Origin of the sequence: Croceitalea dokdonensis DOKDO 023, assembly GCF_001306415.1 — a bacterium.
Lineage (GTDB): Bacteria > Bacteroidota > Bacteroidia > Flavobacteriales > Flavobacteriaceae > Croceitalea > Croceitalea dokdonensis.
The window spans coordinates 262864-278412 of the sequence record NZ_LDJX01000005.1; the positions used below are offsets into that span (position 1 = coordinate 262864).

Consider the following 15549-nt stretch of genomic DNA (forward strand, 5'->3'; position numbering starts at 1 on the left):
TTAAGTTTAGGTTAAAATCCAAGAAAGCCTATAATTGGTCCAAGGCCTTTTTTGCGGATTGCACGGGAAGTTTGCAACTACCTTCAATACACACATAGATCAATGTTTCCCCCTCATTGTACCTGTTTTGCAACAAGGCTAAATTGCCTTCGTCCTTACTGCCCACAAGGATGCTATTGGGAACATACGCTGCGGCAAGTTCCCGCCCCAGCTGCTTGTGGTCCTTGCCTACCACGGCAATCTCATAGTAGTTGAGGTTGTTAAACAAGGTCAGGTGCATCCAGTTAGAGAAGCCCTGTCCATTGTCCACAAAATTGTCTTGCACGTTGGCCAACATCTGTGCAGATCGTTCCCCATATCCTTCCGCACTGTAAAGCTTATGTAATTTAAGTAGGTTGTTGGCCATAATGGAATTGGAGGAGGATATCACATTGTCATTGACTTCAATAGTCCTCCGGATTAAGGCATCGGCATCATCCGAGGTAAAAAAGAGCATTTTGCTTTTGGGGTCACTAAAGTGTTCCAAGGAATAATCCGTGAGTTGTTTGGCGTGTGCCAACCATTTGTGCTCAAAAGTAACTTCATAGAGACCAATAAATGCCTCAATGGTGGTGGCATAGTCTTCCAAAAAGCCCTGTATGCTCCTTTGGCCATTTTTATAATTTCGGTAAAGACCGCCCGTGGGGGCCATCATTTCCCGTTCAATAAAGGTGGCGTTGGCAAGGGCCATTTCTAAGTAATCATCATCACCTAAATACCTGTAGGCGTCTACAAGGCCTTTGAGCATTAATCCATTCCAAGAGGTTAAAACCTTATCATCAAGACGTGGCTTTTCCCTGTCCTTACGAACCCACTTTAACCTCTCTAGGGCCCCTTTGATTTTAACGTTCAGACCATGCTCATCAAGCCCAAATTTTTTGGCGACTTCAGCGGTACTTTTATCCCTTATCAACACATAATTCCCCTCCCATTCTCCATAGGAATTTATATTAAAGTAATCTTTAAAAAGGTCAAAATCCTCATTTATGATGGTTTTCAACTCGGTTTCGGACCAAACGTAGTACGCGCCTTCTTCCAGTTCTTTTTGCTCGTTTAAGCTGTCTGCATCCAAACTGGAATAAAAACCACCGCTTGCATCGGTCAGTTCTTCCTTTACAAAGCCAATGGTTTTACTTACCACGTTTTTGTAAAGTTCATTTTTGGTTACGGCATAAGCCTTGGCATAAAGACTAACCAGTTGTCCGTTATCATAGAGCATCTTTTCAAAATGGGGAACATGCCATTTGGTATCCACGGAATATCTGGAAAAACCGCCGCCAACATGGTCAAAAATACCACCATATGCCATACGCGTCAGGGTGGTGTTCACATATTCCATGATGTCCGCGTCTTCCCTCGCCGTGGCATAATGCAGCAAAAAATCTAAGTTGTTGGGCATCATAAACTTTGGAGCCCTTTTGTACCCACCCAAAAAGGTATCAAAGGCAGAGGACCAATTTTTAACGGAGGTATCTATCTCCTGAAGCTTAAATTTGGTGTGTTCCGTTTTGGCCTCTACCAAGTTAATTTCTTGGATACCGCGCTCCAGATCGGTAGCATATGCGATGATCTTATCTGGATTTTTCTTGTACAATGTGGATAGTTGCTGTAATGCCTCTAGCCAATTGTCTTTTGGTACATAGGTAGCCCCCCAAAAAGGTTTACCATCCGGTAGGGCAACAACATTCAAGGGCCAACCTCCGCTGCCTGTCATCATTTGCAGTGCATCCATATAGATTTGGTCCACATCTGGCCGCTCTTCTCGGTCTATTTTAATGTTGATGAATTCCTTGTTCATCAATTGGGCCACTTCCTCATCTTCAAAGCACTCTTCTTCCATGACATGGCACCAGTGGCAGGCAGCATACCCAATACTTATGATGATGGGCTTGTTTTCTTGTTTTGCCCGTTCCAAAACTTCTGGTTTCCATGCTTCCCAGTTCACCGGGTTATGGGCATGTTGTAAGAGATAAGGGCTACTTTCTTCAATGAGTGCATTGGTATATTTATGCTGCATTTTTTGTTTTTTTGGTGAGCACTGGGTTAAAAACAACAACAGTAAAAAATAAAATGGGAAATGGTGGGACCGCATCATCATGGTATTCAATAAAAAAAAGCGCCAAAAAGGGCGCTTATAGGTACATGGATTTAACTGTTATTTCACCTCAAAAGTGATTTTTACGTTCACACGGAAGTCAGTGATTTTACCATCGTCAACGCTGGCGCTTTGCTCATTGATGTACACGGAACGAATATTTTTCACGGATTTTGATGCCTGTGCAACGGCCTTGGAGGTGGCATCTTCCCAACTTTTTTCAGAATTGGCCAAAACTTCTATTACTTTTAAAACTGCCATGTTTTGTGTTTTTTAGTGTTGTTGTAAGATACTGATAATTACCGAATATTTCCCTCCCCACAAAAAGAAGTGTTTAGCCATTAAGGGCGATAACCTGGTTCACCTTTTCGCCCAGCATATTTTTAAGCATGGTCTCTATGCCATTTTTTAAGGTAAAGGTGGATGATGGACAGCCACTGCATGCCCCCTGCAAAATAACGTTCACAGTTTTACTGTCTTCCTCATAGGACTGGAAAAGGATGTTGCCCCCATCACTTGCCACGGCAGGTTTTACGTATTCCTCTAAAATATCAATAATTTGTTTTGAGGTGTCGTCGTAGACTTTTTCTTGGGTTTCCTTATTGTCCAACTCATGTTTCTGTTGGATATAATCTGGGGCCACCACTTCTTTGCCCTCACTTAGAAAATCCCTGATGAACTCCCTGAGCTGCATGGTAATCTCCTCCCATTCCGCAACATCGTACTTGGTCACGGAAACATAGTTTTGGTCAAAGAACACCTCTTTTACAAAAGGGAAATGAAATAACTGCTTGGCCAGCTCGGAATGTTTGGCCTCATCGATATTTTTAAACTCAAAAATGGACGGTACTATGGCTTTGTTGGCAACAAACTTCATCACCCCGGGATTTGGGGTTACCTCTGCATATACCGTAATGGCCACTTTTTTCTGGGTAGCTTCCTCAATGACCACTGGTTCTCCAGCATTTAGGTATTCCACCAGTTGCTGTGCCACTTCATCCTTAACATCGTTCCACTGAACAATATCAAAACGTTCTATGGCAACGAAATTGCCGGAGATATAAACGGCCTTTACAAAGGGCAAGTAAAACAATTGTTGTGCCAAGGGAGACATTTTAGCCTCGTCTATATTGTTGTATTGATAGTTCTCCTTCACCAAAAAGTGGTTGGCCTCAAACTTTAGGATAGCTGGATTACTGGTTTCTTGCAGTGTGATATGATATTCTTTCATTGCTCGATTTTTTGCAAAAATACAACGGAATTATGGGTATCGAAAGACATAATAATCTTACATTTAAATCGTTATTAACGTTGGTTCCAACAACGAACGCAGAGCACATAGCCCCATATTGAAGATGAAAAAGTTACTTCTACTATCCGTTTTCACCCTTTTTATTGTTTTTAAAAGCAATGCACAAGAGGGTATTCCAGTATATTTTGATTATTTGGCAGACAACTACTATTTGGTATACCCATCCATGGCCGGTATTGGCCAAGGGGGTAAAATACGCCTAACGGCCAGGCAGCAATGGTTTAGCGTGGATGAGGCACCTAACCTGCAAACTTTTAACGGCCATTTTAGGGTAGGCGAAAATAGTGGGGTTGGAGCCATATTGTTCAATGATAGCAATGGTTATCATTCCCAAACAGGGTTTAAGGCCACCTACGCGCACCACCTGCAATTAAGTGGTGATTTTAGAAGTTTAAACCAGCTGTCCTTTGGTCTTAGTGCTGGTGCCATTCTCAGTAGTTTGGATGAAACTGAATTTAGGTCCGTTATTCCAGATCCCATAATATCGGGAACAAAAAATACCATCAGTTACTTTAATGTGGATTTGGGCGCCTCTTATAATTATCTGGAATTTTATGCCCATGTTGCGGTTCTTAACCTTTTGGGGACTGGCCGGGACCTATATACGGCCGCAGAATTTGATAATCTCAGAAGGTACCTATTTTCCGTGGGTCATATTTTTGGTAGGGGAGATTTTAGGGTAGAACCATCTGTGCTTTTTCAAATGACGGAATTCACGGAGGAACGCACCTTGGACGTTAACGCAAAAGTGTATAAAGATGTGGGCAACGCCACGGTATGGGGCGGTTTGTCCTATCGAAGAAGTTTTGACGGGGCCCAGTTTCAGCAAAATGGGACTTTTGGGGAGCAGCGCCTGCAGCTTATTACCCCTATCGCAGGTGTGAACATCAATAGGTTTATGATTTCTTACAATTACTCGTATCAAATGGGTGATATCCGTTTTGATGATGGTGGTTTCCATCAAATAACCCTAGGTATAGATTTTGGGGAACAACGCCAAAATCGATTCGACTGTTTCTGCCCGGCGGCCAATTATTAAAAGCCCATCCTTATTAAGGGCAGGCTTTCAATAATGTTGGGTACTTTGCTTACCATTTAAAATCTTTGGTGGCAGCCTGTTTTTTAATTGCGCTTAGCATCGCGTTTTCCAGTTTTCCATCTTCTTCTTTGGTGTGTTCTTCTATAAACTTTTGGCGTTTTGCATTTTGCTTTTGGATTGCTTGTTGAATTTGGGCACGCTCCGCTTTCTTTAATGTAATGTAGGCCTCTATTTCTTTTTCGGTTTTGTTTTTAAGAACTTCAGGAAGCTGTGATGGTTTTAAATCCGATAATGCTATTTGGTCCTTGTCATAAGCATCCACAAGGTCCCAACTTGCATTGTTGTACAATCTTGAGCTTTTGCTCACTGCTCTTTTTACGGCCACTTCCTTGGCTACGTATGCCGCCTCTGCATCCTGGGCAGACTGGGCCTCGTATTTCTTGGCGCCCAGGCTGCCATACTGGATATAGGTATTGTTCAATTTGTGGTTCAATTTTATGATTACCTCATCGTATGGCGTTTCTATGTGCACTATTTTTTTGTTTTGGTCTATGGCCATGTATTCCCCGCCGGTAAGGGTTGCGCCGTCTTTCCAACTAGAGCGGATACCTTGTTCATAAGCGCCGCAGAAAATAGTATTGACCACTACATTCTTTTCCTTTGCCTGCGTTGCAGCGTCCTTGTAGTTAAGTTTTCCTTGGGTAAAAGGTTCGTTTCCAGCAATAAAGATTAGCTTAAGGTCATCCTCGTTTTTACCCCATTGTAACTGTTCTAGGGATTTATGGATTACCTCGCCACAGTACTCCTCCCCGCCATTGGTGCTCAATGAAAATAGTTTTTCCGAAATCAGGTCCAAGTCCCCGCTAAAGTTCAATACCTGTCTCATATACCCTTCTGTGGAGGCCAGGTCATCATTACCGTACTCATAAAGCGCTATTTGTAACTCTGGTCTGCTTTCATTGGCACACTTGGCATAGGAAAACTCGTTTACGATATCCCAAAGTTGGGATTTGGCTTGGTTGATCAAGCCATCCATACTATTGCTCGTATCTAGTAAAAGAGCAATTTTCACATATTGTTTTTTGGGTTTGTCTTTTTGCAATTCGGCGAGGGTTGTACTGGTTGTATTGGTCTGGTCATCCATGGCGTTGCCGCTGTTGGCATAAATGGCTCCTATTAATAAGGTGAACAGCCCAAATAGCGTAAAATTTATCTTAGTTTTCATCTTTTAATTTTTTTTATTTATCGTCAAAGCTATGGGTGTCGGATAGGCCGTAAAACTTAAAATGAGTGACCGGGCCATTTGGTTGAGTGATGGTAATCCTACATTTAGCTAAGGGTGGTTTTTTAGTGATTTTATACCGCTTTTTGGCATTTACGCATTTTTCAAACCGCTTGAAATCAACTAAGTTTACGGACTTGAATGTCATACATGATCAGGAATTTTAACATGTTGATTTTTCTTGTTTGGAGTGTTTTGCTACTTGGGCAATATCAAAACAAACAAGAAGCTATAGACCTTAAAGGTGCCGTTAGGGGGAAGGAAAACTACACCCCCATTTCTGATGTGGAAGTTTCTACCAATAGGGGTATCTATACCACTACAAACGCTTTGGGGGAGTTTAGGATTAAGGTTTATAAAGGAGATATCCTATTTTTTAGAAGCAGCGAGTTTGAGATGGTGGAGCATAGGGTTACCTCAGATGAGGACGTTATTGTTGAGGTTGAGAATTACGGGGCCGCGTCACAACGCATTGCCAATTTGGACAAACAGCAAGAAATGTATACGCGAGCTTTGGACTCCGCCCGGTATTACAAGAAATTGGATATTGAAAAAAGCACGGATTTTGTCGCGGAGGCCATAGCATCCATGGGTGCTAAAACGGATAAAAAGGAGCTAGCTGCCGCATTGGCTATCCTTGGGGAGGTTTTTTTATACCATAAACAGTACGATTTGGCCATATCCAACTTCCAGGATGCTACCAAGGCCAGTAAGACGGTGGCCACCACCCTTTTATTGGGTGAGGCTTATGTCATGAACCAGCAATTTGTAGACGCTAGGGAGACCTTGGAACCCCTTAAAAAACTAAAACGCTTGGTTCCTTACCAACGGATAGCCCTTTATGAATTGCTTGGTGACACCTTTAACGGGCTTGGTAACCTAAAAACTGCGTTGGAGTTTTATAGGGAAGGTCTAAAAGTGGCAGAAAAAAACCAGGTTTCGCCCAAGGTCATCGACCTTAATTCCAAAATTGCAGCTGCTTACGCTGCTGCCGATAGGGACATAGAGGCGCAAGGATATTTTGACAATTCTTTACAACTCTCCAAAAAACAAAACCCGCAACGTGCCATATTGGAAAGTGAAAAAGTGGCCGATTTCTATAACCAGTCCAACCGTTTTGATGACGAGATAAAATTAAGGAAGCAAACCCTTAAGGAGCTGAGCCAATTGCCCGGTGAACCCAAAGTAAAGAAACGTGCGGCACCGGATTTAGATTCCATAACCTCTCAGCGCATCAATTATAAAATAGCCAACGCCTATATTTCACAAGACAGACTTAATGAAGCCATTCCTTTCTTGGAGCGCAGTATTGTAGAAGCGGACAAGGAGGATGACCTTGTGGTACAAAAGGACGCTACCAGAAAGTTGTCCGAGGTTTATCGGTACCAAGGAAATATTGAAAAAGCATTTGAAAATTACCAGAAATATGGTGCCATAGTGGATACCCTATACATTAAAAAAGAACAGGAAATATCTAGGTTGGCACGTTTAAACCGTCAAATTACCTCCAACCAAAACCGTATTAGCAGTTTAGAACAGGAACGGGAATTGTCCCAAAGCAAATACAGTCTTGCCCTAACGGAGCAACAACTTTTTGAGGAAAGTAACAAGCGCCAAAAATGGCTTATCTATTCCTTAATGTTTGGGATGTTGCTTTTTGCCCTGGCCGCTTTTCTATACTACCGTACCAACCAGCAACAGAAATTGGCCAACAACCTATTGGCCTTAAAATCATTACGGAGCCAAATGAACCCGCATTTTATCTTTAATGCCCTTAATTCGGTCAACAATTATATCGCCAAGAGTGATGAGCGTTCCGCCAATAGGTTTTTAAGCGAATTTTCTTTGCTGATGCGCACCGTGCTGGAGAATTCGGAGGAGGATTTTATTCCACTTTCCAAAGAACTGGAACTGTTGCAGCTCTATGTAAAATTGGAGCATTCCCGTTTTCCTGAAAAGTTTGATTATGAGGTCAAGATAGATGAAAACGTGGCCATAAATGCCTTTGAAATTCCACCAATGTTGTTGCAACCCTACATAGAAAATGCCATTTGGCACGGTCTGCGTTACAAAGAGACCAAGGGTTTTCTTAACATCGTTGTGAGTGCAATTACGGAAAAGATGCTTAACATAGAGGTGATTGATAACGGCATCGGCAGAAAAAAATCCGCGGAACTTAAGACCCAAAACCAAAAAAAACAGCGTTCCAAAGGTATGGGCAATATTAAAAAACGCATCGCTATTTTAAATGATATGTACAAAAATAAAGTAGAGGTTTCCATTAATGATTACAAGGAAGATGGCACAGGTACAAGGGTAGTTTTAAAACTGAAAAGGGACTAAAATAGGCTTATGGAATTAAAAACGATCATAGTGGAAGATGAGGCAAATAGTAGGGAAATCCTACGGAATTATTTGCATAAATATTGCAGTAATGTGGACATTGTAGGCGAGGCCGCTTCCATAAAGGAGGGATTGGACTTAATTGAACTTCACCAGCCAGATTTGGTTTTTTTAGATGTGGAAATGCCCTTTGGTAACGCTTTTGACCTATTGGACCAAGTGCCGGATAGAACGTTTGAAACCGTTTTCGTGACCGCATATAACCACTATGCCATGGAGGCATTGAACACCCATGCGGCCTATTATCTAATGAAGCCCATAAATATTGATGAGCTTGTTAAGGCCGTGGCTTATGTGGCAGAGGTAAAAGAAGGGGAAAATGCGCTGGAAGGTAAAGTGTTGCCTGCCAAATTAAAGCGTGCAGAAGGGAAAATCACCTTGCCACAACAAGATGGGTTCCAAGTTTTAGAGGTGGCCGACATTTATTTTTGTAAGGCCGATGATAACTATACGGAAATCTATTTGGAACATAAAAAAATATTGGTGAGCAAAACCTTAAAGTATTTTGAGGAAGCGTTGCGGGAGTTTCCTTTTGCTAGAATACATAAGTCCTATTTGGTGAATGTAAACGAAATTGTAAAGTATAAAAAAGGCAAGGGCGGTAGTGTAATTTTATCCAATGGAAAGGAGCTATCCGTTTCTGCATCCAGAAAGTCCGAGTTATTGGGGTATTATAAATAGCGTTAAAAAAAAATCCAAACCAGTTCAACATCATGATAACATATACCATCAACGGAAAAAGTCCACAAATTGGGAAAGATTGTTTTATTGCGGAAAACGCCACCTTGGTAGGGGACATTGTCATGGGAGCGGAATGTAGCGTTTGGTTCAATGCAGTTTTACGGGGGGATGTCCACTTTATAAAAATGGGCAACCGGGTAAATGTGCAAGATGGCGCGGTAGTGCATTGTACGTACCAAAAGTCCCCGACCACCATTGGCAATAATGTTTCCATTGGGCATAATGCCATAGTCCATGGCTGTACCATAAAAGATAACGTGCTAGTGGGCATGGGTGCCATTATTATGGATGACTGCGTCATAGAGAGCAACGCCATTATTGCCGCAGGGGCAGTGGTGACCAAAGGGACCCATGTTCCATCCGGAACGGTATTCGCAGGAATGCCAGCAAGGAAAATCAAGGAAGTGGATGAGGCATTGAGCAAGGGAGAAATTGACCGTATTGCAAGAAACTACGTAACATATAGTAGCTGGTTTAAATAGCATCATTAACCTGGTTAATACTTTTTGGATCAAAGCGAAATGCTGCAATTGTTTTAGCCAGTTTAAAAAAGTTGAATGGACATTATTATTAAAACTGAACCAAATCCGCATTGGGGCATGGTATGCCGCTAATTGTGTATTTTCGTACCATAAAATACCATGAATGAACGCATATATCTTTCCCGGACAGGGTGCCCAATTTGTTGGAATGGGGCTAGACCTTTATGAGAACCATCCAAAAGCCCAAGAGTTGTTTGAAGCGGCAAATGAAATCCTTGGTTTTTCCATAACGGATATCATGTTTGAAGGGACATCGGAAGATTTAAAACAAACCAAGGTTACCCAACCTGCCATTTTTCTGCACTCGGTCATTTTGAGCAAAGTGTTGGGAGATACCTTTAAACCAGATATGGTGGCCGGCCATTCCTTGGGGGAGTTTTCTGCCTTGGCGGCCACAGGTTGCCTTAGCTTTGAGGATGGCCTACAGCTAGTGGCAAAGCGGGCGCAGTACATGCAAAAAGCGTGCGAAGCGCAATCCAGCACCATGGCGGCAGTACTTGGTCTGGAAGACGCAGTGGTAGAAAAAATTTGCCAAGAAACCCCGGGGGTTGTGGTGCCCGCCAATTACAACTGTCCCGGGCAACTTGTCATTTCTGGGGAACTGGAGGCTGTGAACCTTGCCTGTGAAAATTTAAAGGAAGCTGGTGCTAGGCGCGCACTTTTGTTGCCCGTGGGGGGGGCGTTCCATTCGCCATTAATGGAGCCTGCAAGGGAAGCTTTGGCCGCGGCCATCAATGCGACCGCTTTCCAGGAACCAACTTGCCCCATCTATCAAAATGTGACCACAACGGCCGTAACCTCCCCCGAGGACATAAAAACCAACTTAATTGCCCAATTGACCGCTCCCGTAAAATGGACCCAGAGTGTACGGCAGATGGTTGCGGACGGTGCCAAACATTTCACGGAGGTAGGGCCTGGGAAAGTACTCCAAGGATTGGTAGGAAAAATAGAACGCAAGGTGGAAACTGCTTCGGCATCCGTGGCCTAAGGGGATTCAGGTATTTTAACTAAGATATGTAAGATTTAACCCATGATTTTATGGGTTTGCTACATATTTTAGTAATATTGCCCGTCTCCCTTTGGAGCAGCTGAATTTTTAGGAAAAGCCTAAAAACCAAAGCACTAGCCTCATGAAAGTAAAGAACACCTATTTGCATCGCCGCAGCCAAGCCTTTTACCATATTTTCCTGTTTGTTATTTTTGTATTAAGCTCGGTAACGGCTGGTGCACAGACCATCTCCATGGGAATTGTGTCCAACCGGGATACGGCTGCGGAGGACGGTTCGCCAGATGCCCGCATTAGATTCGAATTGGTAAATGGTGACTTCGATAGCCAGACAACATATTTTTTAGTTTTTTCCTTCGGTGGTGTGGCCCAAAATGGGGTGGACATCCCAGATTTGACGGCCCCTAACTTTAGCTTACAGCCAGACAACACTGGAAGAGCAACCTTAACCGTTGACATTGAGGCCATACAGGATAACCTCATCGAAGGTGATGAGGAGTTGATCATAACGCTGGAAGATGGCGCATATACGGCAGACCCGTTAAACAATCAGGTTACACTAACCATCCAAGATGATGACGAAGGTTTGGTTACCATTGTGGCCACGGATAATGATGCTTCTGAGGCAGGGCCGGATTCCGGTCTTTTTACCGTAGACTTGGGCGGGGTTAACAATACCACGGGCCCCATTACGGTTAACTACGGTAGAGGTGGAGCTTCAACCGCCATTGTTTCGGATTACGAACCACTTGTATTTTCTTTGGATATTGGTATTGGTGAACAAACGGGCACCATTGAGTTGATACCCGTGGACGATGCCTTAATTGAACCTGCAGAGGTGCTCCGCATCAATTTGATACAAACCAGTGAACCGGCCTTATTTCCCATTGCGGATGCGGGCGTCGTTAGTGTTGGTGTCAACAGGGACGATGTTTTGATTCAGAGCGATGATATTGCTGGTTTTACTTTTGTTGAAGTGGGAGGAACTACCGTAACTGGTGAAGATGGTACCAATCAAACCTTTACCGTGGTGCTGGATGCAGAACCAACCTCAGATGTTGTGATAGATGTAGCGTCTACTGATACCACCGAAGGTGACGTTGATTTGCCTAGTTTAACGTTTACTCCAACAAATTATGACACCCCCCAAACGGTTACGGTAATAGGCCAAAATGATCCCTTGGTGGATGGGGATCAGAATTATGATATCGTCCTAAGCATACGGGCAGCTGCCAGTGATGATGATTTTGATGCCGTTCCCGATCAAATAATCAATGCCATTAACCTGGATGATGAGAATTTTCAGGCCAATGTCATTGCAACGGTAGATACTGCCACAGAGGCTGGTACAATTCCGGGAACCTTTGCCTTTAGTCTAAGTCAGACCAATAATACGGGTGGCCCAATCGCTATCAACTACACCGTAAGCGGCACCGCCACCCCAACGGACGATTATGTTCCTTTGACAGGAACCGTTACTATACCTAATGGACTGGATGTGGTGGAGGTAGATGTTGTGCCCGTGGATGACACCTTGGTAGAGGATGATGAGACGGTAATCGTTACCCTACAAGCTGGTGCGGTGTACACGGTGGGCAGTAATGATGAGGATGCCATAACCATTGAAAGTGATGACGTAGATGCACTTGTCATAGATGATGTGAGCATTGTGGAGGGCAATTCGGGCACTAGGAATTTAGTGTTTACCGTATCGCTCGTAGATGGTGTTGCAGCTTCTGATGATATTGCATTTGATTTTGCGACAAGTCCGGGCAGCGCCTCCGTTACCGCAAGTGACTTTATTGCCAATACGGGCACGGGTACCATTCTCCAAGGAAACCTATCAACGACCATTACGGTCATTATCAATGGGGATACGGATATTGAGACGGATGAGGATTTTTCGGTTGTCCTTTCTAATCCGGTCAATGCCATTATCGCAGATGCAACGGGTGTTGGCACCATTGTAAATGATGATTTCAATAGCATCAGTATTGCTAACCTATCCAGAAATGAGGGGGATGCGGGTACAACCACCTTTAATTTTGAAGTACGTATTGATGGTGGTGCGGCTGCCCTACAAGACATTCAGTTTACCTATAGCACGGCCAATATAACGGCAACCGCAGCAGATTACGTTGCTGTGGCAGGAGCCTCGGGAACCATAACGGCAGGTAATTCCAGTACATTGGTTGCCATTTTGGTCAATGGGGACGTACAATTGGAGGCTGATGAGAGCTTTGAGGTGCGTATAAGCAATCCTGTCAATGCCATTTTGGGAACTGCTGAGGCAGTTGGGACCATTCAAAATGATGATAGTGCATCTGTGCAAATTGCAGATGTTTCCGTCAATGAGGATGATGGAAGCGTTACCATGGTGGCTATTTTGGACAACCCGGTGGCTGGCGGTTTTAGGGTAATGGTGTCTACCAACGATGGCACAGCTACTTTGGCTAACGATGATTATACCCCGATAAATAGTATACCATTGTTCTTCACCGGTACTGCCGGTGAAATAGAGAATTTTTCATTTACCCCAACCGCGGATATCATCATAGAACCGGATGAAACTGTGTCCATTAGCATGGATAACCTCACCAATACCTCCTTGCCGGTCAATATAGGTGATACGGCCACGGCAACCATACTTAATGACGACAGTTGTGCTTCCGGAACCGCCGCTCCCGTCCTAAACACTGCCCAATCACGTTTTTTCTGCGATGATTTTAGTGTTGATTTGGATGCTTTTACCGTGAGTGCCGTTCCCGTTGGCGCCCAATTGGTTTGGAGTGATACCGATACGGATGTTACCAATGTAAATACGCATCTTGCTACCAGCGTGGTCAACCAAGCGGGTACATATTTTGGGTTCTTTTATGATAGTGCAAACACCTGTGCAAGTGCTGTTTTGGAAGTTACCCTAGTAGGTAACCAAACCCCATCAGCAGGCACGGGAGCAAACGCAGCAGCTTGCAATACTGTGGGTAATGGCGGTCCAACCTCAATAGACCTGGACAATCAAATTACCGGTGCGGACGCCGGTGTATGGACGGTCTTGTCCACGCCTGCTGGAGGTAATGTGATTATTGGAACGGGTAATAACGTAGATTTCAATGGCACGGCGGCCGGAGACTACATCTTCAGGTATACCACCTTGGGTGCCGTGGCACCCTGCACGGAAGATACCACGGACATCACTGTGACCATTTCGGATTGTTCCGTAAATTGCGATGCTGGAGATACTGCTCCTATTATCAATGACACCTTGCCCACAAACTTCTGTGATAGTATAGAGGTAGATTTAAACGAATATGTGACCAACAATGCCCCTACGGGCAGCGTGCTTACTTGGAGCACCAGCAGCAACCCACTGCAGGTAAGTGCCCACAGAAGCAATGTGGTCACCAGTCCCGGTACGTATTTTGGCTTCTTCTTTGACGACGCGGACAATGTGAATATTCTGGACTGTTCCAGCCCCGTGGTGTCCATTACCTTGGTGTTGAATACATCGCCAAGTATCGTGGAAACCAACGGTGGGGTAGGCTGCGAATTGGGTAGCGTGGATTTGACCGCTAGAGGAACTGTTGGAGCCACCCTAAATTGGTACGATTCCCCAACCAGTGATGTCATCCTAGGGGTAGGTGCAACATTTACTACCCCAGAGATATCGGAAACCACAACCTTTTACGTAGAGGCATCCGCCAATGGTTGTACCTCGGAGCGGGCAGCGGTTGTCGCTACGGTAAACAACAACCCCTCAACCGGAACGGTAAATACTGTTTTTGGGTGTAATGAGGTTCCGGAAGGGGAGAGCACAGTGTTAGATTTGGATAACGCCCTTACCGGTGCCGATGCCGGTTTCTGGGAAATTGTGGACGACCCATCTGGCCAAGTGGTTATAAATGCCAATAACGAAGTAGATTTTGCTGGTTTGGCCGAAGGAAACTACGTCTTTAGATATACCACGAATGTTGCGGAGGCGCCGTGCACCGATCAATCCATAGAAGTTGCCGTAGCAGTGGTGGACTGCCTCTTGGATGCGGATAATGATGGTTTAAATGATGATGCAGAAGAAACTCTAGGGACGGACCCACAGAATCCGGATACGGATGGAGATGGTATTTTAGACGGGCAAGAAGTTAATGTTGATGCCACAGACCCTTTGGATGATTGTGACTCCTTAGGAGGAACTGCCTTACCGGACAGTGATTGTGATAATGATGGGTTGACCAATGCTGAGGAAATGGATTTGGGAACCAATCCAGAATTGGCAGACACCGATCAAGACGGCCTTACAGATGGTGAAGAGGTATTGGGTGAGGATGATAGCACAACGCCCTTGATACCTGAGGGCCTAAGTGACCCGCTAGATCCCTGTGATCCCACAATCTCGGAAAACTGTAATGCGGCCCCTACTGATTTGGAGGTATTAAAAAGTGCCAACAGGGCGGCAGCCCTGCCCAATGATGAGGTGATATTTACAGTTACCGTAAGGAATATTGGAGAGAACCCAGCCATCAATATCAGTATCCAAGATGAAACTGTTTTGGTGCCAACTAACGGCGTGTCTGCGGGAACAGGCTTTGATGTTATCAACACGGAACCTTCCATAGGGGTATTCACTGCGTCTACCGGACTATGGTCCATACCAGAATTATTACCAGAAGCAGAGGCTGTGCTGGAAATTACGGTCCGTGTGAATGTATTGGGGGATTTAACCAATACGGCCAGTTTGGCATCTTCTGTTCCAACGGATATTGAAACCGAGAACAACTCGGCCTCGGTCACGGTCCGGGTTAGGGAAAGCGATTGTATTGCACCTGGTACTATTTGTAATCTATTTTCGCCCAATGGTGATGGTGTCAATGATTTCCTGATTTTGGTAGACCACTTAAATTACCCCAATAACCTCCTTCAGGTTTATGATAGGTACGGCAATGAGGTGTTTCGCCAAAGTGCTTACGATAGTACCTGGGATGGAAGGGGAAAAAATGGCAACCTCCCCAAGGGAACTTATTTTTATATCCTTGATTTAGGTGATGGTACTGAGGTAACCAAAGGTTGGATTCAAATCATAAGACAATAGCCCT

The 15549-nt window shown here is 44.3% G+C and carries 10 protein-coding genes; 6 read left to right on the top strand and 4 right to left on the bottom strand.

Annotated elements, in window-relative coordinates; genetic code table 11:
- Positions 1-28: 28 nt before the first annotated feature.
- From I595_RS12035 to I595_RS12045, 3 genes are all read right to left on the bottom strand, one after another.
- Positions 29-2056 (bottom strand): thioredoxin domain-containing protein, encoded by a 2028-nt coding sequence (locus I595_RS12035; RefSeq protein ID WP_054559807.1) that lies wholly within the window; start codon positions 2054-2056, stop codon positions 29-31.
- Between the two features lie 138 nt (positions 2057-2194).
- Positions 2195-2395: a dodecin family protein gene (locus I595_RS12040; RefSeq protein ID WP_054559678.1), complete on the bottom strand. Its 201-nt coding sequence runs from the start codon at positions 2393-2395 to the stop codon at positions 2195-2197.
- A 73-nt stretch (positions 2396-2468) separates the two neighbouring features.
- The gene (locus tag I595_RS12045; protein ID WP_054559679.1) at positions 2469-3365 is read right to left on the bottom strand and encodes a NifU family protein; all 897 of its coding nucleotides are present in this window, start codon (positions 3363-3365) and stop codon (positions 2469-2471) included.
- A 124-nt stretch (positions 3366-3489) separates the two neighbouring features.
- Between I595_RS12045 and I595_RS12050 the strand changes: the two genes are divergently transcribed.
- On the top strand, positions 3490-4485 hold the full coding sequence (locus I595_RS12050; RefSeq protein WP_083467594.1) for a PorP/SprF family type IX secretion system membrane protein: 996 nt from the start codon (positions 3490-3492) through the stop codon (positions 4483-4485).
- A 49-nt stretch (positions 4486-4534) separates the two neighbouring features.
- Here I595_RS12050 and I595_RS12055 read toward each other — a convergent pair whose 3' ends face one another.
- Positions 4535-5710: a vWA domain-containing protein gene (locus tag I595_RS12055; protein WP_054559681.1), complete on the bottom strand. Its 1176-nt coding sequence runs from the start codon at positions 5708-5710 to the stop codon at positions 4535-4537.
- A 207-nt stretch (positions 5711-5917) separates the two neighbouring features.
- On the opposite strand from I595_RS12055, the gene I595_RS12065 reads away from it, so the two are divergent.
- The 5 genes from I595_RS12065 (at position 5918) to I595_RS12085 (ending at position 15545) form a co-directional block, all read left to right on the top strand.
- On the top strand, positions 5918-8110 hold the full coding sequence (locus I595_RS12065; RefSeq protein ID WP_054559683.1) for a tetratricopeptide repeat-containing sensor histidine kinase: 2193 nt from the start codon (positions 5918-5920) through the stop codon (positions 8108-8110).
- Positions 8111-8119: 9 nt separating this feature from the next.
- Positions 8120-8851, top strand: a complete 732-nt coding sequence (locus I595_RS12070; protein ID WP_054559684.1) for a LytR/AlgR family response regulator transcription factor — start codon at positions 8120-8122, stop codon at positions 8849-8851.
- A 32-nt stretch (positions 8852-8883) separates the two neighbouring features.
- Complete coding sequence (locus I595_RS12075; protein ID WP_054559685.1) at positions 8884-9393, top strand: gamma carbonic anhydrase family protein; 510 nt, start codon at positions 8884-8886, stop codon at positions 9391-9393.
- Positions 9394-9556: 163 nt separating this feature from the next.
- Entirely contained in the window at positions 9557-10441 is an 885-nt protein-coding gene (gene fabD / locus I595_RS12080; RefSeq protein WP_054559686.1) for an ACP S-malonyltransferase, read from the top strand.
- 142 nt (positions 10442-10583) lie between these two features.
- Positions 10584-15545 (top strand): Calx-beta domain-containing protein, encoded by a 4962-nt coding sequence (locus I595_RS12085; protein WP_054559687.1) that lies wholly within the window; start codon positions 10584-10586, stop codon positions 15543-15545.
- Positions 15546-15549: the final 4 nt, after the last annotated feature.

What these genes read in the sequence shown, in the direction of transcription:
- I595_RS12055 (WP_054559681.1), bottom strand. Translation starts at nt 5,710, where the DNA reads ATGAAAACTAAGATAAATTTTACGCTATTTGGGCTGTTCACCTTATTA.
- I595_RS12070 (WP_054559684.1), top strand. Translation starts at nt 8,120, where the DNA reads ATGGAATTAAAAACGATCATAGTGGAAGATGAGGCAAATAGTAGGGAA.
- I595_RS12050 (WP_083467594.1), top strand. Translation starts at nt 3,490, where the DNA reads ATGAAAAAGTTACTTCTACTATCCGTTTTCACCCTTTTTATTGTTTTT.
- I595_RS12035 (WP_054559807.1), bottom strand. Translation starts at nt 2,056, where the DNA reads ATGCAGCATAAATATACCAATGCACTCATTGAAGAAAGTAGCCCTTAT.
- I595_RS12085 (WP_054559687.1), top strand. Translation starts at nt 10,584, where the DNA reads ATGAAAGTAAAGAACACCTATTTGCATCGCCGCAGCCAAGCCTTTTAC.
- fabD (WP_054559686.1), top strand. Translation starts at nt 9,557, where the DNA reads ATGAACGCATATATCTTTCCCGGACAGGGTGCCCAATTTGTTGGAATG.
- I595_RS12075 (WP_054559685.1), top strand. Translation starts at nt 8,884, where the DNA reads ATGATAACATATACCATCAACGGAAAAAGTCCACAAATTGGGAAAGAT.
- I595_RS12040 (WP_054559678.1), bottom strand. Translation starts at nt 2,395, where the DNA reads ATGGCAGTTTTAAAAGTAATAGAAGTTTTGGCCAATTCTGAAAAAAGT.
- I595_RS12045 (WP_054559679.1), bottom strand. Translation starts at nt 3,365, where the DNA reads ATGAAAGAATATCATATCACACTGCAAGAAACCAGTAATCCAGCTATC.
- I595_RS12065 (WP_054559683.1), top strand. Translation starts at nt 5,918, where the DNA reads ATGATCAGGAATTTTAACATGTTGATTTTTCTTGTTTGGAGTGTTTTG.